The sequence below is a fragment of the Planctomicrobium aquicomposti genome, assembly GCF_051466325.1.
Classification (GTDB): Bacteria; Planctomycetota; Planctomycetia; order Planctomycetales; family Planctomycetaceae; genus Planctomicrobium.
The window spans coordinates 4,204,303-4,222,778 of the sequence record NZ_CP195792.1 but is presented as its reverse complement, the minus strand read 5'-3'; the positions used below and the strand labels follow the sequence as shown (position 1 = coordinate 4,222,778).

The 18,476-nt window shown below is 59.8% G+C and carries 15 protein-coding genes; 14 read left to right on the top strand and 1 reads right to left on the bottom strand.

All coding sequences use genetic code 11. The features are described from left to right. Positions 1-66 precede the first annotated feature (66 nt). From SH664x_RS16295 to SH664x_RS16230, 14 genes are all read left to right on the top strand, one after another. Positions 67-4,194 (top strand): c-type cytochrome, encoded by a 4,128-nt coding sequence (locus SH664x_RS16295; protein ID WP_437202677.1) that lies wholly within the window; start codon positions 67-69, stop codon positions 4,192-4,194. After that, positions 4,191-5,090: a hypothetical protein gene (locus SH664x_RS16290; protein ID WP_437202676.1), complete on the top strand. Its 900-nt coding sequence runs from the start codon at positions 4,191-4,193 to the stop codon at positions 5,088-5,090. The genes SH664x_RS16295 and SH664x_RS16290 overlap by 4 nt, the downstream gene beginning before the upstream one ends. A gap of 81 nt (positions 5,091-5,171) precedes the next feature. Then, positions 5,172-6,155: a hypothetical protein gene (locus tag SH664x_RS16285; protein WP_437202675.1), complete on the top strand. Its 984-nt coding sequence runs from the start codon at positions 5,172-5,174 to the stop codon at positions 6,153-6,155. 22 nt (positions 6,156-6,177) lie between these two features. Then, positions 6,178-7,593: a c-type cytochrome gene (locus SH664x_RS16280; RefSeq protein WP_437202673.1), complete on the top strand. Its 1,416-nt coding sequence runs from the start codon at positions 6,178-6,180 to the stop codon at positions 7,591-7,593. Positions 7,594-7,734: 141 nt separating this feature from the next. Further along, positions 7,735-8,664: a cytochrome c oxidase subunit II gene (locus SH664x_RS16275; protein WP_437202671.1), complete on the top strand. Its 930-nt coding sequence runs from the start codon at positions 7,735-7,737 to the stop codon at positions 8,662-8,664. A gap of 162 nt (positions 8,665-8,826) precedes the next feature. Next, the gene (locus tag SH664x_RS16270; protein WP_437202669.1) at positions 8,827-10,662 is read left to right on the top strand and encodes a cytochrome c oxidase subunit I; all 1,836 of its coding nucleotides are present in this window, start codon (positions 8,827-8,829) and stop codon (positions 10,660-10,662) included. Between the two features lie 64 nt (positions 10,663-10,726). Further along, positions 10,727-11,701, top strand: a complete 975-nt coding sequence (locus SH664x_RS16265) for a COX15/CtaA family protein (RefSeq protein WP_437202668.1) — start codon at positions 10,727-10,729, stop codon at positions 11,699-11,701. Further along, entirely contained in the window at positions 11,698-12,636 is a 939-nt protein-coding gene (gene cyoE, locus SH664x_RS16260) for a heme o synthase (RefSeq protein ID WP_437202666.1), read from the top strand. Before SH664x_RS16265 ends, cyoE begins: the two co-directional genes overlap by 4 nt. A gap of 41 nt (positions 12,637-12,677) precedes the next feature. Then, positions 12,678-13,850, top strand: a complete 1,173-nt coding sequence (locus SH664x_RS16255; RefSeq protein WP_437202664.1) for a cytochrome c oxidase subunit 3 — start codon at positions 12,678-12,680, stop codon at positions 13,848-13,850. Between the two features lie 156 nt (positions 13,851-14,006). Further along, entirely contained in the window at positions 14,007-14,393 is a 387-nt protein-coding gene (locus tag SH664x_RS16250; protein WP_437202662.1) for a cytochrome C oxidase subunit IV family protein, read from the top strand. A 189-nt stretch (positions 14,394-14,582) separates the two neighbouring features. After that, on the top strand, positions 14,583-15,542 hold the full coding sequence (locus SH664x_RS16245; protein ID WP_437202660.1) for an ABC transporter ATP-binding protein: 960 nt from the start codon (positions 14,583-14,585) through the stop codon (positions 15,540-15,542). Positions 15,543-15,758: 216 nt separating this feature from the next. Further along, positions 15,759-16,610: an ABC transporter permease gene (locus SH664x_RS16240; protein WP_437202659.1), complete on the top strand. Its 852-nt coding sequence runs from the start codon at positions 15,759-15,761 to the stop codon at positions 16,608-16,610. Between the two features lie 94 nt (positions 16,611-16,704). After that, a complete protein-coding gene (locus SH664x_RS16235; protein WP_437202657.1) occupies positions 16,705-17,898 on the top strand; it encodes a DUF420 domain-containing protein in 1,194 nt (397 codons plus the stop codon). 55 nt (positions 17,899-17,953) lie between these two features. Further along, entirely contained in the window at positions 17,954-18,241 is a 288-nt protein-coding gene (locus tag SH664x_RS16230) for a hypothetical protein (protein WP_437202656.1), read from the top strand. 65 nt (positions 18,242-18,306) lie between these two features. On the opposite strand, the gene SH664x_RS16225 is transcribed toward SH664x_RS16230, so the two are convergent. After that, positions 18,307-18,468: a hypothetical protein gene (locus tag SH664x_RS16225; RefSeq protein WP_437202654.1), complete on the bottom strand. Its 162-nt coding sequence runs from the start codon at positions 18,466-18,468 to the stop codon at positions 18,307-18,309. Between the last annotated feature and the right edge of the window lie 8 nt (positions 18,469-18,476).

Here is an 18,476-nt window from a genome sequence, read left to right as displayed (position 1 = left end):
GTCAGGCTTTGCCCCGGCCGCTCCCGAATCGTTGAAGACCAAGCACGACCTGCTTCATAAAACAACATGCCAGCAACCGACGAATATTGGCGCAGTTTGCCACGGATGCACAAATGGTTCGCAGTCAGTGCGATTGTGCTGCTCGGTTGCACCCTGTTGATGATGTACAAGGACGAAGCCCGAGGCTGGAAACAGCTGCAGGCGCAGGCTGAGCAATTGCGTGTCGATCGTCTGGATCGGCAGATTGAAGACCTGAACGACGGCGAACACCAGGAACAGGTCGAAGCGCTGACCGAGAAGATTTCTGCTGCGCAGAAGGAATGGGAAGCGAAAGAGGCCGGGCTCAACGAGAAAGACCGCGAACTGCGTGAACTGGAAGGTCGCGTGCAATTCCTGGCTCGCGAATCCAAGGGTCTGAACGCCAAGCGGGACAAAGCCCGGGCCGACTTCGATATTGCCGTGCGCGATCAGGTGGCCGAGGAAGTCCTGGTCCGGCGCCGCGAAGACTTCGCCCTTCAGGAAGATCTCGCCCGTAAAATGGCTCTCGAGGCGGAGCAAGCGAAGACCGCCCATCAGGAGTTGAAGAACGAGTTGCAGGCCGCCAGCGCCGACTACGACAACGCCAAGGCGGAACTGGTCAAGCTGCAAGCCGATCTGACTGCTCTCTACGAGCAGCGGAAACTGCTCCGGCCAGATGATCCGCTGGCTGCCTGGAAGCGAAAATTCAAGGAATGGCCAATTATCAACGGCTTCAATCCGCATCTCAAAATTCAGTACGACTGGCCTTCCGAACTCAAGCAGCAACTGGGAATGGCCCGGGTCTCGCGAGTTGATCGCTGTCGGACCTGCCACGTCAACATCTCCGAATTCGGTGCGGGGAACGTCGCGAATTATCCGCAAGGGGAATATGCCGAGCCGTTCTGCTCGCACCCCAACGGCGATCTGTACCTGACCTCCACAAGCCCCCATCCGGTCGGCAGCTTCGGGTGCACGATCTGTCACGATGGAAACGGGTCAGGCACCAGCTTTCAGGCCGCCGAGCATACGCCGTCGGACCCGGTGGTGGCCGAGAAGTGGGCTCACGAGCAGCATTGGCATCCGAACCACTTCTGGGAATACCCGATGTTCTCGAAGCAGTTCGTCGAATCTTCCTGCCTGCGCTGCCATCACAACGTGGTTGAGCTGGGGGTGAACAAGAAGTTCGGCAACTCCGCCCCCAAGGTTTTCAAAGGCTATAACCTGATTCGCGAATACGGCTGCTTCGGCTGCCACGAGATCAATGGGTTCGACGGCGACAAGTCGATTGGGCCGGATATGCGGCTGGAACCGCAGACGGCTGAGGAAGCGGCCCGAATCGCCGCCGACCCGAATCTCCATGCGGGGCTGATGCGGAAAGTCGGACCGTCGCTGCGGCACATCGACTCCAAAACAACTCCGGAGTTCGTCGCCTACTGGACCGCTGAGCCGAAGCGGTTCCGCCCCACCACCCGCATGCCGCAATTCTTTGGGCTCTCGAATCAGCACGACGAAATGGCGGCCCTGATGCAGCCCATCGAACTGGCGGCGATCGCGTCGTTCCTCTCTGCAAAATCCGAAGCAATCACTCTCGACCAGCCAGCGCAGGACTATGTGCCGAATGCCGAGCGAGGTGAGCAGCTCTTCAAGAAACGGGGCTGCCTGGCCTGCCACAGCAAGTCAGGCGAAGAGTTTGCGGGCATTCACGAAGACTTCGGTCCCGACCTCTCCCGGGTCCACGAAAAGCTCAAGCCGGGTGAGGAGGGCTTCCGCTGGCTCTATACCTGGATTCGTGAACCGAGCCGGTATCACGCCCGTACGAAAATGCCGGACCTGTTCCTGACTCCCTATGAAGAGGGGGGAACGCAGATCGACCCGGCCGCTGACATCGCACAGTATCTGCTGCAGGGTGGACCGGGAGAATTCCCCGCACTGGCCCAGGCGGCTTCTTACTCGGGACTGGTCACCGGCCAAAAGTTCGGACCGGATGAAGTGGCCCAGCAGGTTCCGGCACTCAACGGCATCACGATTGAAGAAGTGATCGACGGCAGCCCCGCGAAACGGGCCGAAGTTCAGGTGGGTGACAAATGGGTCGTCGAACCGATCGACGAAGGGGATGTGCTCCTCTCGTGGAACGGAACTACTCTGACCAACGCGCGGCAGTTGCACGATCTGGAAACGAAGGCTGCCGCCGGAACGACCGTCAATGTCTCCGTCTCCCGCAATGGTGCGGTGAAGGAGAAGCGGCTCGTCATCAGTACACCGCTCGATGATCTCGTGCGGCTGTATCTGTCCAAGTCACTGACCAAACTGCGACTGGAAGGGGTCTTCGTCGACAAGCGATATCCGGTCAATGCCGAGATGTACGCCGAGGGGAAAAGCCTCAGCGACTTCATTAAGGGGGATGAAATTGAACTCGCCCCCCGCAGTCTGGATGAACAGGTCAGCGATGAGGAATGGACCCGCCGCAAGATGCAGTATGTGGGCCGTCGTACGATTTCCCGCTATGGCTGCTACGGCTGTCACGACATTCCACAGTTTGAAACGGCTCGCCCGATCGGGACTGCCCTGCAGGACTGGGGCCGCAAGGATACGTCCAAGCTGGCCTTCGAGCACATCCACGAGTTCCTGCATCATCATGGGGAGCCGGATGGTTCCAGCACCGCCGCGCGACTTGAAAAGGCTGTCCACGACAAGATGGGGGGGGATCGGGTCAGTGAAACCGTGCTGACGGAGGCCGCTCTCTACAGCAGCGCCATCAACCACGGTCGTGCGGGCTTCCTGTGGCAGAAGCTTCGCGAGCCCCGCAGCTATGATTACATGAAGACCGAAACCAAAGGATGGGACGAGCGGCTGCGGATGCCCAAGTTCCCCTTTAGCGAAACCGATATTGAAGCCGTGAGCACCTTCGTACTGGGGCTCGTTGCCGATCCACCACCGACGAATTACATCTACCAGCCGGATGGTGCCGCGGGTGCGATTATTGAAGGGGAGCGGCTGCTTACGAAGTACAACTGTGCCGGCTGTCATATGCTGGAAATGCCGGTCTGGGAATTCGGCGTGGAGCTCGACAACCTGAATGTTCCTGCCCTGGCAGAAGGAGAAGAAAAGACCTTCGATCTCCTCAAGCATCTGAAGCCCCCCTTGAAGGGGTTGACCGGTAAGACCATGCCGGGCGGAGAGCAGATTCTCCGCGTGACCGGGTATCCGCAGGCACTTCCCGATCCTGAAGAGGCGCTCGAAGACCAGATGTACTCTTTTGTACTCTGGGATGCGGTGGATCTCGGTGACGGACGAACAATGCTCCCCGGACAGCCGCTGCCGGTGGCCGTTCCGAATATCCACTCCCGGACCAACGGCCGGGGTGGCGACCTCGCGCAATGGCTGATTCCACAGCTGGTCGGGAACGAACGGGGTGTCAAGGACATTAATGAAGCCTGGCAGGCTGCTCCTCCTCCGCTGGTGATGGAAGGGAAGAAGGTGCAGACCCCGTGGCTGTACCAGTTCCTGAAGAACCCGGAGCAGTTGCGGTTCACGACGGTCCTGAGGATGCCGCGGTTTAATATGGATGACGATGAGGCCCGGGCACTGGCGAATTACTTCGCCGCCGTGGATGGGGCACCGTTCCCGTATCAGTCGGTCCCGCCGCGTCAACCCGAGGTCCAGCAGGCGGAACAACAGCAGTACCTGCACGATTTCCCGGACTCGAAAGAGAAGAATTATCTCGACGCCTCCTGGCTGGTTTTGAATGGTCCCCTCTGTCGCAAGTGCCACTCGGTCGGCGGAAATCCCGTAACTGAGACAGACCCTTCTCAGGTGAAGCGCGGTCCGAACCTGCAGCGGGTGGAACGGCGACTGCAGCCTGAGTACGTGCAGCTGTGGATCAATAACCCCAAGTGGGTCCTACCCTATACGTCGATGCCGGTGAACTTCCCGCCGGGCGGAAAGTCCTCGATGACCGAGCTCTTCGCCGGTGAAAACCTGCGTCAGGCTCAGGCGGTCGTCGATGCCTTGTTCAATTACACCGCTTTGATCGAAGCGCACGGCGTCACGACCTATAATCCCCCCGGCGCTCCCGATGAGGGGGGCGCAGCCGCTCCGGCTCCCGGAACCGCAAAGACAGCGATCCCCCAACTTGTCCCGGAAAATGCGACCCTGCAGGCAGGAGAGTCGCAGTGATCGAATCGACCTTTATGGATCAGTCCCTCCGATTAGCGACCGGGCTCAGTCTGACCCTCGCGCTGGTAACCTTGACAGGCTGTGACTCCGAACCGGGAGTTCGCCGGCAGGGGTTGGGCGGGGGTGCGTATGCACCGGTCAAGGTGACGCTGCTGCGTAGCGACACCGAAGCCGCCGGTGGCGACGCCGGGACTGCGGGGGCTGCGGCGGGGGAAAAGATTCAAAGCTTCGGCACCTTGAAGGGGCGGATCTCCGTGAACGGAACAGTTCCGGCACTTCCTCCGCTGATTGCGCAGGGGCAGGCGATCAAGGATGCCTTCTGTGCGAACGAGGCGGTTCCCGACGAGAAAGTGCTGGTCGGTGCCGACGGCGGACTGGCCAACGTGTTTGTCTACCTTCGCAAAGTTCCCAACGTCGACGTTCCTCCGGCACCGGCCGACCCCCTGATTCTGGATCAGCACGGCTGTCGTTTCGTGCCGCACGCTTCAATCATCCAGGTGGGCCGGGAACTCAAGATGTTGAATTCGGATCCCCTGGCACACAACGTCAAAATCACCGGCTTCTCAACGTCGTACGATTCGGGGTCCATCCCCGCGGGTGACAAGGTGGGCGTCGAGATGAAGTACCAGCGTCCCGAGCGGAACCCGGCGTCTGTGACCTGCAGTTTTCATGCGTGGATGCAGGGATACCAGTTGGCTCTCGACCATCCCTGGGGAGCTCTGACCGACGCTGACGGCGCCTTCGTGATTGAAAACGTCCCTGCCGGAAAGATGGAGTTCGTGTTCTGGCATGAAAAGCTGGGCTACCTCGAAAAAAGTCTGGCCATCGAGATACCCGCAGACGGGACAGCGGAAAAAAACATTGAAGTCACGGCAGCGGCACTGGCCGCTCCCTGAGAGAGATCACCCTCGTCGTGGGGACGGACAAGGGCGGACCGGCAGATTGAGTTTCACCCACGAAGTCAGTGATTCAGAACAATGACAATTCTCCTGACAAAACGTTTTTGCATACTGCTGTTGCTGGCAGGAATTGTCGGCTGCGCCCCCAGCTCGAAGAAGACTCCGACGCGGGTCGTGAGTGAACGGGATGTAAAGATCACGGTCGGTCCGCCAACCAAGCCCAAGCCCCCCGAGAAAGAAAAACCGGTTGCCGACGCGGAGAAGGCCACTGCGAAGGCTACTCCGAAGACTGACGACGGGGGGCAAGCTGCCGGGACAGCTGCCGCCGGAAAAGACGTCCCCACAGCGGCGCCGGCTGCAGCGCCGTCCGCGGCGACCGTCACTAAAGGGAGTGGCCCGGCCCGTTTCAAGGGGAAGGTCGTGGTGAAAGGGACTCCTCCCAAGATCGCCCCCCTCATCTCTCAGGGGCAGGCAGGCATTAAAGACGAAGTCTGTACCAGGCATGAAATCCCCTCGCAAGTCGCGGTTGTGGGACCGGAGGGGGGGCTCAAGAACGTATTCGTGTATCTGAAGAAGGCTCCCAGGGGGGCGGTGTCGTCTGCGGTGGAATCGCATGCGGAACTCGACCAGCATGGCTGTGTGTATGAACCCCATGCCCAGATCATGCGGACGGGGAGCACGATTCGTCTGAAGAACTCGGACAGCGTTGCTCACAACGTACATATCACGGGGCGAGCGGCCTCCTTCAACCAGACGGTCAAGGCGGGAGACAAAGAGGGACTGGAGTTTACTTTCGCAGTCCCGGAAGCACTTCCGGCCAAAGTCAGTTGTGACTTTCATGCGTGGATGACCGCGTGGATTCTGCCGGTCGATCACAACTGGGCGGCCCTGACCAACGAGCAGGGAGAGTTTGAAATCGCAGATCTTCCCGAGGGGGATCTCGAGTTCATCGTCTGGCAGGAAAAGCTCGGGTATGTGGAGCGGTCCTTCAAGGTGCATGCCGAAGCGGGTCACGTCGTCGAGAAAATTTTTGAAGTCGATGCGTCCAAGCTGGCGCAGTAACGTATGAGGTTGAGGTTTTCTCGTGAGAACCTGTGTCGCAATTTGTTCTCTGGCTCTGCTGCTCGCCGGTTGCGGGAAGCCGCAGTTCTCGCATCGTTCCGAATATGACGAGCTGCAGCCCTACGCACAGGAATATGTGCGGAAGGTTCTGGAGACGCATTTCGGCACACCGACCGACATGGTGGTCTGGGATCAGCTGCCGCTGGATGCGCATCTGGCGGAGGCAGCGGTCACGGAGGCCAAAGGGGACCGGGTGACACTGGAGCTGACGGAACCGCACCGCGAAGTCGGTGCGGGTACCGAGTTGCTGTTCCTGGGTTCCGGAGCCGAGCAGGAACCGCACTCTGCCTGGGTCAAGTCCTGGAACGAGAAGACCCACACCGCCACTCTCGAAAAGAAGCCTGCTGCCGATGTGGCTGCCGGAACCAAGGTCGTTGTCGGCCCAGGTCAGACGCTGGTGCAAGGGCGCGTTCTCTATGCCCAGCACTGCCTGCATTGCCACGGAGTCGGTGGAGACGGTGCCGGGCCAACCGCGCAGTACCTCAACCCCTTGCCGCGCGATTACCGGAAGGGGATTTTCAAGTTCACGTCGACCCATGCGGCGGAACGGGCGAGTCGTCAAGACCTCGCACGGGTGATCGAAAACGGCATTCCCGGAACCTATATGCCGTCGTTCAAGCTGCTTTCTCCTGAAGAGAACCACGCGATTGTGGAATACGTCCTGTGGCTCGCCATGCGGGGAGAGGTGGAGTATCAGCTGGTGAAGTTCCTCTCCGACGGCTATTCGAACAAAGCGATTGCCGAACGGCTGGCCAGCGCCCGCGAGAAGAAGAAGGCTGGCGAGAAAGATGTGGAGACCTCACAGAGCATCCGTCAGGAGTTCATCGCCAACGTCAGCAATCCCGATGAGTTTCCGGCCGAGGTGAAAAGCATTGTTGATCTGATCGCGACCCGCTGGAAGACCGCTCAGGAGGAACAGGCGGTCGTGGTTCCCAAGGAAAACCGCGTCTCTGCTGACGCGGCGTCGATTGCCCGGGGAAGGAAGCTGTATCTCTCGCCGGACCTGAATTGTGTCGCCTGCCATGGGGAGGCGGGATTCGGTGACGGTCCGCAGACCTATTCCATTACGAAAGATATCGAGACGGGACTCGATAACGCCCGGCCGGGGCTGTATGACGCGTGGGGGCATCCGATCGCACCCAGAAATCTGCATACCGGGATCTTCCGTGGGGGACGTCGACCGATCGACCTATATGATCGTGTGCATGCGGGGATCAAGGGGACACCGATGCCCGCCTTCGGCGCCAAGCTGAAAGATCAGGACATCTGGGATTTGGTCAATTACATTTACCACGTCCCTTTTGAGCCGAAGCAGGCCGGGGCGGGTGCTGTGGAGGCGGCCCCGACTGGAGAACTGAAGGAAGTTGCCTCGCAGTAATGTGAAGTCGTGATGCCAAGCTGCGAGGGGGCGCGGTGAGACACTGTTTCGCGGTTCGGTGGTGAACGCAACGACGCGGGACGAAGTCAGGGCAGAGTGACGACGAGCCGGGCGGGACGGTTCGTCCTGCAGCGGGAATGAATGGATCGTCAGCGGCCGGCCGCAATCCGTGAGTTTCGGAAATTCAACGAGGTTGATCACGTGAAGTGGTTCTGGTGCATCTTCTTTGTCTTCTGGCCAACTGTGGCGGTGATTGCCTGCTGGATCGCGCCACAAATGGGCTGGTGGTTTCCGGGACCGGCTGCTTCACCGCTGGGCCGCCGGATCGACGACCTGTTCTACCTGATCCTGTGGATTACTTCGCTGACGTTTATCGGGACTCAGATTGGACTCGGCTACGTCCTGTTCACCGGGGCCCGCCGGACGGATCCCGATGTGGATGGAAAGGCCTGGTTCTCACACGGCAGTCATGCGCTGGAGGTGATCTGGAGCATTGTGCCCGCATTCGTGCTGCTGTTCATCGCGCTGTATCAGATGGACGTCTGGGCGGCCTATCGCGTCAAGGACATGTTCCCCCGGGACAAGATGGAGGCGGTGCTGACCCGACTGCATCAGCAGCGAGGGCCCCGCAGCAGTCTGGCCCTGGCCGAAGTGACGGCTCGTCAGTTCGAGTGGCGTATTCGTTATCCGGGCTTCGACGCCGAAGGGCGACTCCTGCCACTCATGCCCGATCCGCAGCCGACCGACCTCTATGCCGTGAACGATCTGCATCTGCCGTTTGGTTCCCCGGTCATGATCAATCTGAAAACCCAGGATGTGCAGCACTCGTTCTTTCTGCCGGACCTGCGCGTCAAGCAGGACGCTGTCCCGGGGTTGAGCATCCCCATCTGGTTTCAGGCGGATCGCCGCGACACGTATACGCTGCTCTGCGCGGAACTGTGCGGGTGGGGGCATTACAAGATGCGAGCCCGGTTCGTGGCCGACTCGGAAACGGAGTTTCTGGACTATCTGCGGGCGCTGCATCAGGAACAGAACTTTGACGGAATTCGTCCCGAAAAGACGGACGAATAAACTGGCGAGACCCTTCGCCAGAGTGTGAGCAGGCGGTCAGAACCACAAGCGGTCAGGAGGACTGACGCCTGGTCTGCTGCAGTACAAAACAGGTGACCGGGATCTTCGCACGGTCCCGAGAAATCGACCCGAACGCCCGGCGTTCAGGATTTGGAGTCAGGAATGAGTTCCATCGCCGTCAATCCCGCAACCGCGGATGATCATCATCACGCACACAGCGATGATCATCTGGCGTTGCTGAAACAGATCTATCTGTTTTCCACCGACCACAAGGTCATCGGCATTCAATTTCTGCTGACGACGATGGTCATGCTGATGGTGGGGGGAGCCCTGGCGCTGGGGGTGCGCTGGCAACTGGCCTTTCCCTGGGAGTCGATGCCCATCTTCGGCCAACTGGTGGCCAAGAATATCGCTGCGGGGGGGCAGATCTCTCCCGAGTTCTACACGATGCTCTTTACCATGCACGCGACGGTGATGATCTTTCTGGTCATTATCCCAGTGCTGGCAGGGGCCTTCGGAAACTTCCTGATCCCGCTGATGATCGGTGCGGACGATATGGCGTTTCCGATTCTGAATGCTCTGAGCTACTGGTTCATGTGGCCCGCCATTTTCTGCTTTGGACTGGCAATGGGGCTGGGAGGTGAAGCGCTCAGTGGCGTGAAGGGGGGAATGAACGCCGGTGCGGCTGCGGGGTGGACGTCGTATCCGCTGCTGTCGGCCTTGCCGCAGGCGGCTCCGGGGTCCGAGGCGGCCCAGTTCTGGTGGCTGATGGCCGTCACGCTGGTGGGAGTTTCGTCGATGATGGGGTCGGTCAACTATATGACCACCATCATCAACATGCGCGCTCCGGGGATGACTCTCTTCCGAATGCCGCTGACGATCTGGTCGATGTTTATTACAGCGATTCTGCAGGCCTTCGCCTTGCCGGTGCTGACGGCCGCGGGGTTCATGCTGCTGGCTGACCGCAGCTTCGGAACCTGCTTCTTCATTCCCGCGGAAATCGTCGTCAACAATGCCGCTCCGACCGTGGGAGGAGGGCAGCCGCTGCTGTGGCAGCATCTCTTCTGGTTCTATTCGCATCCGGCCGTGTACATCATGCTGCTGCCGGCGATGGGCATGGTTTCCGACATGCTCTCCTGCATGTGTCGCAAGCCGATCTTCGGTTACAAGCCGATGGTCTATTCGATGGCGGCCATTGCCGGGCTGGGCTTCATCGTGTGGGGGCACCACATGTTCACCTCGGGGATGAATCCAGCACTCGGGATGACGTTCATGGTGTCGACCATCATGATCGCGTTGCCCTCCGCGGTGAAGGTGTTCAACTGGATCGGCACGATCTGGGGGGGCCGCCCGGTCTTTAACACCGTGTTCCTCAACTGTGTCGGCTTCGTGTCGATGTTCATTGTCGGGGGACTGTCCGGCATCTTCATGGCCGCTGTCCCGGTGGATATCTACATTCACGATACCTATTTCATTGTGGCGCACTTCCATTACGTGTTGTTTGGCTCGACTCTGTTCGGAGTGTTTGGTGCCATCCAGTTCTGGTACCCGAAGATGTTCGGTCGACTGATGAATGAGCCCGTCGGCAAGCTGCACTTCTTCCTGACGTTCATCGGCTTCAACGGCACGTTCTTCCCCATGCACCTGCTGGGGATCGCCGGGATGCCGCGACGTTATGCCAATCCGTATCTGTATCCGTACCTCGAGCACCTGTTGCCGATGAATCAGTTCATGACGGTCTGCGCCTGCCTGATGGGGGTCGCCCAGTTCCTGCTGATCGGGAATTTCGTGTTGAGCTGGTTCTCGAAGAAAGAGGCGGGCCGGAATCCGTGGCATGCCAACGGACTGGAATGGTCCGCGCCGTCCCCCCCGGGCCACGGGAATTTCGATGTTCCGCCCGTCTGTTATCGTGGACCCTATGAGTATTCCGACCCGAACCACGACTCCGATTACTGGCCGCAGACGGAACCACCCCGGCATCAAAGGGACGAGTCTTGAGTCCTGTTCATGAATCGCCGCTGCCCGATGCGGCCCGTCTGTCCGAGTGTTTGATTTGAGTGCAATGAAGAGTGAACAGTTTCATCCCGGACTCCATCGATTTGCTGTCAGCGAGATTTTCATCGCGTTGATTACGCTGACGTTCGGGGCCCTTGTCACCACCAAGAATGCCGGCATGGCGTTCACCGACTGGCCAACGTCAGACGGCTATCTGATGGTGACGTATCCCTGGCTGCGCGATTTCGCCCGGAACTGGGACAAGTTCCTGGAGCATGGGCATCGGCTGGCCGGAATGCTGATCGGCATCTGGTCGATCGGGCTGGTGATCTACACCTGGCGTGTGGAATCGCGAATGTGGGTCCGATCCCTGGCAGCGTCAATTTTGCTGGGAGTGATCTGTCAGGGACTGCTGGGAGGGATGCGGGTGCAGCTGGATGAGCGGGGACTGGCCATGCTGCATGGGATCTTTGCCGCGGCGGTCTTCTCACTAATGGGGACATTCGCTGCGGTGACCAGCCGGAAGTGGGAACAGGCATCCGCTGATGCGTCCTTGACCGGTCCGGGACTGCTGAAGCCGATGGCGGTGGCCGTTGTGGCGGTTCTCTCCCTGCAATACGTGCTGGGAAGCTTTATTCGGCACCGCGGTTCGGCCCTCCATGAACACCTCGGGCTGGGAATTCTGGCTCTGGTTCTGATCAGTGTGAATTTATTTGTGGCGTGGTCCCGTTCCGGGAAATGGTTAAAGTGGTCATCGACCTTGCTATTTGTGGCGACGCTGGGCCAAATTGGTTTGGGTTTGTCCGCGTGGGTGGCGAAATATGGCTTTGCCCGGCTCGGCTACGTGGCCGTTGCGGACTCCATTCAGCAAGTGAGCTTGCGTACGACGCATATGGTTTGGGGAACTTTGGTGATGATGGCGGCGGTGGTACATCTGGTAAAGGTTTTCCGCGTGGCGGGGCTGACACAGCCTGAAACTGCCCCGCAGGTCGTGCTCCGTCCCGCCTCGAGTGGTCTGGCCGGACAGGGAGGGGCTCGATGAGCACTCTCGCACCTCCGGTCACTCGTGAACGCGAAACCGCGACACTCGATTACTGTTCCCCTGCCGCGGAAACGTCCCGGTTGTCGGCCTATCTGGAACTGGCCAAGGGCCGCATTGCCCTGATGGTGCTGCTGGCGACCGGCGTCGGTTATCTGCTCGGAAGCGGCGGAGTCTGGCAGCTCGCCGGATTTCTGCATGCGAGCCTGGGGATTCTGCTGGCGGTCGTCGCCTCCAGTGCGCTGAACCAGTATCTGGAGCGGCACACCGACGCCTACATGCTGCGGACCAGCACCCGTCCGCTCCCGTCAAACCGGCTGTCCGCCGTGGAAGTGCTGCTGTTCGGTCTGGCGTGCGGGGTGGTCTCGGTGGCCTATCTCGCGGTGATGGTCAACCTGCTGACAGCGGCGATGACCCTGCTGACCATCGTGATGTATGCAGCTGTTTATACGCCGTTGAAACGTTACACGACACTGTGCACTGCGATCGGTGCGATTCCCGGTGCGCTCCCCCCCGTGCTGGGGTGGACGGCATCCGGTGCTCCCCTCGACTGGGGGGCGTTCAGCCTGTTCGCGATTCTGTTCGTCTGGCAGTTTCCCCACTTTCTGGCAATCGCCTGGATCTACAAGGACCAGTACGATGCGGCCGGCCTGAAAATGGTTCCGGGACGTGGTCGGCCCGGAGTGTTGAGCGCGGTCTCGACCGGATATGCCTTGGCATTGATTCCGATCAGTCTGCTCCCTTGCCGTCTCGGGTTGGCCGGGAATGTCTATGGAGCGGTCGCGGTCGTACTGGGTTTGTTGTATCTGGGATCGTCGGTATTGTTTCAGGGGGATGAGACGCGCCGCGGAGCGCGACGAGTTCTCTGGGTGTCGTTAATGTATCTGCCGCTGGTGCTGCTCACACTGACGTGGGATCACCTGCGGCTGCTGAACTGAACTCTCGATCACGGAGGCTCTGCCTCCAGGGTGAATCGCCGATGTCACACAGTCACGCCGCTCCGGCTGTCAAAATGGGCTTGCCGATTCCGAATTCGAAGCTCGGGATGTGGCTGTTCCTCGGCACCGAGATCATGTTCTTCACGGCGTTCATCGGCACATACATCGTGCTGTATTTCGGTTCGCCGGGCTGGCCGACCGACACCAACGTGACGCATATCAAAATCTGGGCGGGGGGGCTGAACACGTTCGTGCTGCTGGCCTCCAGCTATTTCGTGGTAGTCGCCCATGAAGCGATGGTCCTGGGTAAGTATGACCGCGCCCGCAAGTTTCTGATCCTGACGTTCGCACTCGCCTGCCTGTTTCTGGGCATCAAGGGCTTCGAATATTACGGCAAGTTTGCTCATCGCATTCTCCCGGGGAAGATTCCCGAAACCGATCTGCAGTCCCTGAGAATTCTGCAGCACGACTGGCAGCAGGCCCTCGATGCCCGCCTGAACAAACTGATTCCCGGCAAAGAGCCGCTGCACATCAAGCAGGCACAGCTGCAGCAGGAACTGGATACCGCAACCGGCGACCGCAAGGCCCAGCTGGCCGCCTGGAACGATCTGAACACCGAGTTCGCGAAATACCGCGATCAGGTTTCGGCGAATACCATGATCTTTCCGCAGGCCCGTCAGCTGATGTACGACCTGCACCACTACGGCACCTTCACCGTCGGGGATCAGCAGATCACCGGAGTGTTGGCCAACGCCGCTGCCATCGCCGACTTTGAAGGGCATCACGCTTCGGCCCAGGCCGACGCTGCCACTCCTCACACTGGTCACGCCGCTGGGGCCGCAGCCAGCGTTTTCCCGAAGCTGGAACCGGGTGAAGCCGCCATCCGCAATGATCAGGGGAAGTGGCAGGTTGTGAAAGAAAAAGAGATCGGCGACGAGTCCTACAAATACGCGAAGCTGCTGAAATCGGTCACGCTGCATCATCCGATTGTCTACGGGAACCTGTTTGCGTCGACCTACTTTCTAATGACCGGGTTCCACGCCATTCACGTGATCGTAGGCATGATTCTGTTCGGGATGGCTCTGTGGGCAGGCAATAGGCTCAACCACAAGTGGCGCGACTGGGTCGAAAACAGCGGCCTGTACTGGCACTTTGTGGATCTGGTCTGGATCTTCCTGTTCCCGCTGCTGTACATCATTCCGGGAAATATTTGAGGTCTACGAGGGAAGTGGATTTCCGGACTCAGGATTCCGGAAGGAAGGTGGCGGCTGGAGGTCCCAGCAGGCCACTCAGGACATCGGGACGAATCAGAGTGATTGACGGGATCGCAAGTCATGTGAATCCAGTCGTCGCGGGAGCAAGAGCAGGCCATGGATCACGCACATTCTGAATCCCATCCGCACGTGAATTACTTCGGAATCTTCATGGCGCTTTGCGTCTGCACGGCACTCTCCGTCGTGTTCGACGTCGTCCATCTGACCCCGTGGCTGCTGGTGATCTTCGTGCTGGCTGTCGCAGCTGCAAAGGCACTTTTCGTGCTGACCTACTTCATGCACCTGAAATTTGAGGGGCGGTGGAAGTTCATTATTCTCGCACCGACGGCGATTCTGGCGGTGGGGCTGATGACGGCCCTCGCTCCGGATATGGCACTCCATTACTACACGAACGAAGCTCCTCAGGCAAAAGCTTACCGCGCTGCTCACGGCGACTCGCACGAAGCCGCCGGAGACGCCCCCGCTCCTGCCAAACAGCATTGATTGCTCGCATCGGTCGAGCGCTGTCCCTTTCCGGTCTGCCGCACGGGCCAGGCCGGCTCCCTGACCAGACGGACCTGTGCCGATCTGCTAACCTGATGACTTCCATCGGGGACAGACCCGGTCGCAATCCGTGGCCTGTTCAAAGCGAGTTCCTCCCGTTCACTGACGTTTTGATTGGTCGATAAACTCATGCCCCCCGCTGTGCACGTTGAAGATCTGCAGTTCCGCTATGGTGAGCGAGTCGCGCTGAACGGGGTGAGTTTCGCGGTTCCGGAGGGGGAGATCTTTGGTCTCCTGGGTCCGAACGGGAGCGGCAAAACAACTCTCTTCCGGGTGCTGTCGACGTTGCTGCCGCTGCAGCAGGGCTCGGCCCGGATCGGGGGACGGGATCTGGCGACCGATCCCGATGGCGTCCGGCGGCTGATCGGCGTCACCTTCCAGTCACCCAGTCTGGATGGCAAACTGACCGTGCAGGAGAATCTGGTCCATCAGGGACATCTCTACGGCATGCGGGGTAGCGGACTGCGGCAGCGGATCAGCGAAGTGCTGGAACAACTGAAGGTGGCGGACCGGGCCCGTGACTTCGCGGAGAAACTTTCGGGCGGTTTGAAGCGGCGGGTGGAAATCGCCAAGTCGTTGCTGCATTCGCCGCAGATTCTGTTGCTCGATGAACCGAGTACCGGACTCGATCCGGGAGCCCGGCACGATCTCTGGACGACGTTGCAGGCTCTGCGCGATTCATCGGGGGTCACGGTGCTGGTCACCACGCATCTGATGGAAGAGGCCGAACGCTGCACCCGCCTGGCGATTCTGGACCTCGGCAAGCTGATTGCGGAAGGGACTCCGAATGAGCTGCGGGAACAGGTCGGGGGAGACAGCCTGACGATTCAGTCCGATCATCCCGGGGAACTGAGCCAGAAACTGCAGGATCGCTTCCAGTTGTCGGTCACGCGGGTCGGCGACGTGCTGCGGATCGAGCGGGAAGAGGGACACCAGTTGCTGGGGCAGATTGCCACCAGTTTTCCGGGTGAGTTTCGTTCGCTGACACTCGGCAAGCCGACGCTGGAAGATGTGTTCATCAAGTTGACCGGCCGTCGACTGCAGGAAGCGGAGACAGAAGAAAAGCCCGCAGGCAAAAAGAAAAAATAAGTGCCGTCCAGGGGAGCAGTGAGTCGATTCGACCCTGTGGCCACTCATCACCGGCGGGAGTCCCCTCCCTCCCGATGTTCGCGAAGACAAGACACCGCGGTCGCAGTCACCTCGGCACGAGTCAATACGGCCAAAGTCACCACGGTCACAGTATCCACCATGCGGCACGGGAGCCGGGGGCTCCGCCGACCGCGGAATCCATAATCGAGTTGAACAATGTCTGCAAACACAAATGCCGTCGGACAGTCAGACGCCACCCAGGGGTGGTGGCTGCCGGCGTGGACACTGGCAGTCCGCGAGGTGGTACGATTTCTCCGTCAGCGGTCGCGTGTGATGGGGGCGATCGGCCAGCCGATCATCTTCTGGATCCTGTTCGGGGCGGGGCTCGCCGGTTCGTTTCAGCTGGGAGAGTCACCTTCCTCGGCGATGTCCTTTCAGGAGTATTTTCTCCCGGGAATCGCGGTGCTGATCGTGTTGTTCACTTCGATCTTCTCGTCGATCTCAGTGATTCAGGATCGCAACGAAGGCTTTCTGCAGGGTGTGCTGGTCGCCCCGGTTCCCCGCGCCTCGATCGTGCTGGGGAAAGTGCTGGGGGGGACCTTCCTCGCACTGCTGCAGGCCTTCCTGTTTCTGATCATCGCTCCGTTGTTGCATTTCGTTGGTCTGGCACCGGCGATGAGTCTGAACATTTCTCCCCTGCATGTTGCCGGGGCAGTCTTCTTCCTCGCCATGATCTCGCTGGGACTAACCGCGCTGGGATACCTCTTTGCGTGGAAGATCGACTCGGTGCAGGGCTATCACGGGGTGATGAGCGTTGTGCTGCTGCCGATGTGGTTGCTGTCGGGCGCCTTTTTTCCGGGAACGGGAAGTGCCTGGATGAAGTGGATTATCGCCCTGAACCCATTGACCTATGGTGTTGCCGGTCTGCGGGCCTGTCTGAGCAGCGGGGGCGCGACGTCGTTGACGCTCCCTCCGATCTGGTTGTCGCTGCTGGTGACCGTGGGATTCGCGGCGGTTTGCCTGCTGCTGGATATCTGGTTCACACGGCGCGATCCCGCCGTGACATGAGGGTGTGTGAAGTCGCCGGTCGGAGAGTGACTGCTGCAGGTCATGCACCGCCCGGCAGGTGAGTGAGTTCGAGTTTTTGTAGAGTCCCGATGATATGAGAATCTGGAAGTCCCCCGGAATCTGGAGCTTGCTGTGCGGCCTGCTGCTGACAGCCGGTTGTGCGCAGCGTGAGTCACCGGATGACCTGAACGGAGCGGATGCCGTTCCGCCGTTTGTGCAGCTGACACCAGATTCCCCGGCGGTCCCCTGGGATCCGGAAACGGTGGGTGAGTTCACCCTCGTTGATCAGAATGGCCAGCCGGTCACGCGCGAATCGATGCTGGGGAAACCCTGGATCGCCAACTTCATTTTTTCACGCTGCATCATGCAGTGTCCGCAGACCTGTCGGCGGATGATGGAATTGAACGAAGAGCTCAAAGGGACCGATGTCCGGTTCTTTACGCTGACGGTCGATCCCGAAAACGATACCCCCGAGGTCATGAAGGAGTACGCCGACATCTGGAAGGCGGATGGCGATCGCTGGAAGTTCGTCACGGGGACTCCGGAGAATGTCTGGGATCTGATCCGGAAGGGGTTGAAGGTTCAGGCTTGGGAAGAGGTCGGTTCCGCACGCAAGCCGGGGATGGAGTTCGCCCACAACAATCATCTGGTGCATGTCGGGGCGGATGGCAAGATCCTCGGCCGCTACAACAGCGGAGTCGAATCCGAACTGACAACGCTGAAGCGTGTTCTGAAAGGGCAGATCGAGACGCCGCTGAAGTACCGACCCGCCACGCTCGATTCGTTGGCGGCACTGGAGAAGCTCCGCGAGAGCGCACCCGCGGCCGAACCGGCTGACCCGCTCGACAAGCTCCCGCAGTGGGCTCGTCGACTGCCGGAGGTGAATGCCTTCCTGAATGGCGTTGCCACTCTGCTGTTACTCGCCGGATTTGTGGGGATCAAGGCGGGGAACACCCGGCTTCACAAGCAGCTGATGCTCGCCGCCTTTGGCGTATCGATGGCCTTTCTGGCGAGCTATCTCCTGTATCACTATTCACTGAATGCCTATGCGGGAATTCGCGGGAAACCTTATTCCGGACCCGCGTCGCTGAAGTCGACGTACTTCGGCATCCTGTGGACACATGTTGTGCTGGCGGCTGCCGTCCCCTTTTTGACCATCGTGACGATCCGCAATGGGCTACAGGCCCGTTGGGAATCCCACCGCCGCTGGGCCAAAGTGACGTTTCCGATCTGGCTGTACGTGTCGGTCACGGGAGTTATGATTTACTGGATGTTGTACAGGCTGTAAGCTGTGGGCAGGGCTGTTGAGTCAGGACGGTAGATCACCCACTGGGGAGTGTCGGATGCGTCGACATCTTCGAGTTGCATTTCTCGGGCTGATGCTCCTGTGGGGCGGTGCCGCGTGGACCACGCCCGCCAGCGCGTGCCCGATGTGCAAAGTCGCACACGAAGACTCGGACGATCCCGCGGTGCTGGCCCGGCCCCGCGCGTACATGTACAGCATTCTCTTTATGCTCTCGATGCCGGCATCACTGTTCACAGGCTTCAGCGTCGCCTTTTACCGGCTTTCCAGAAAGCACTCTGTCGACCCTTCGGCGTTCGAAGATTCGCTCGACGAGTCGATGCACTGACAGCAGGTTTCGCCCGCTGATGCTGAGAGCCGGGGGATGCTGCCGCGAATGCTCTCTGCGATCCACTATTTGCGGTTGGCGGACTTCATCATCAGCCAGCCCGCAAAGGCGACACCCACCAGAATATAGCCGTACTGCGTCGGGGTCAGATTATCCCAGAAGTCCATGAATGACCTCTGGTAGAATTTCAGGTAATAGCGCGAAGTGGATCCGAAATCAGCCCACATGGGTTACG

Excerpts from the sequence above, each read along its gene's own strand:
- SH664x_RS16295 (WP_437202677.1), top strand. The coding sequence starts at position 67 with ATGCCAGCAACCGACGAATATTGGCGCAGTTTGCCACGGATGCACAAA.
- SH664x_RS16285 (WP_437202675.1), top strand. The coding sequence starts at position 5,172 with ATGACAATTCTCCTGACAAAACGTTTTTGCATACTGCTGTTGCTGGCA.
- SH664x_RS16275 (WP_437202671.1), top strand. The coding sequence starts at position 7,735 with ATGGATCGTCAGCGGCCGGCCGCAATCCGTGAGTTTCGGAAATTCAAC.
- SH664x_RS16270 (WP_437202669.1), top strand. The coding sequence starts at position 8,827 with ATGAGTTCCATCGCCGTCAATCCCGCAACCGCGGATGATCATCATCAC.
- SH664x_RS16265 (WP_437202668.1), top strand. The coding sequence starts at position 10,727 with ATGAAGAGTGAACAGTTTCATCCCGGACTCCATCGATTTGCTGTCAGC.
- cyoE (WP_437202666.1), top strand. The coding sequence starts at position 11,698 with ATGAGCACTCTCGCACCTCCGGTCACTCGTGAACGCGAAACCGCGACA.
- SH664x_RS16255 (WP_437202664.1), top strand. The coding sequence starts at position 12,678 with ATGTCACACAGTCACGCCGCTCCGGCTGTCAAAATGGGCTTGCCGATT.
- SH664x_RS16250 (WP_437202662.1), top strand. The coding sequence starts at position 14,007 with ATGGATCACGCACATTCTGAATCCCATCCGCACGTGAATTACTTCGGA.
- SH664x_RS16245 (WP_437202660.1), top strand. The coding sequence starts at position 14,583 with ATGCCCCCCGCTGTGCACGTTGAAGATCTGCAGTTCCGCTATGGTGAG.
- SH664x_RS16240 (WP_437202659.1), top strand. The coding sequence starts at position 15,759 with ATGTCTGCAAACACAAATGCCGTCGGACAGTCAGACGCCACCCAGGGG.
- SH664x_RS16235 (WP_437202657.1), top strand. The coding sequence starts at position 16,705 with ATGAGAATCTGGAAGTCCCCCGGAATCTGGAGCTTGCTGTGCGGCCTG.
- SH664x_RS16230 (WP_437202656.1), top strand. The coding sequence starts at position 17,954 with ATGCGTCGACATCTTCGAGTTGCATTTCTCGGGCTGATGCTCCTGTGG.
- SH664x_RS16225 (WP_437202654.1), bottom strand. The coding sequence starts at position 18,468 with ATGTGGGCTGATTTCGGATCCACTTCGCGCTATTACCTGAAATTCTAC.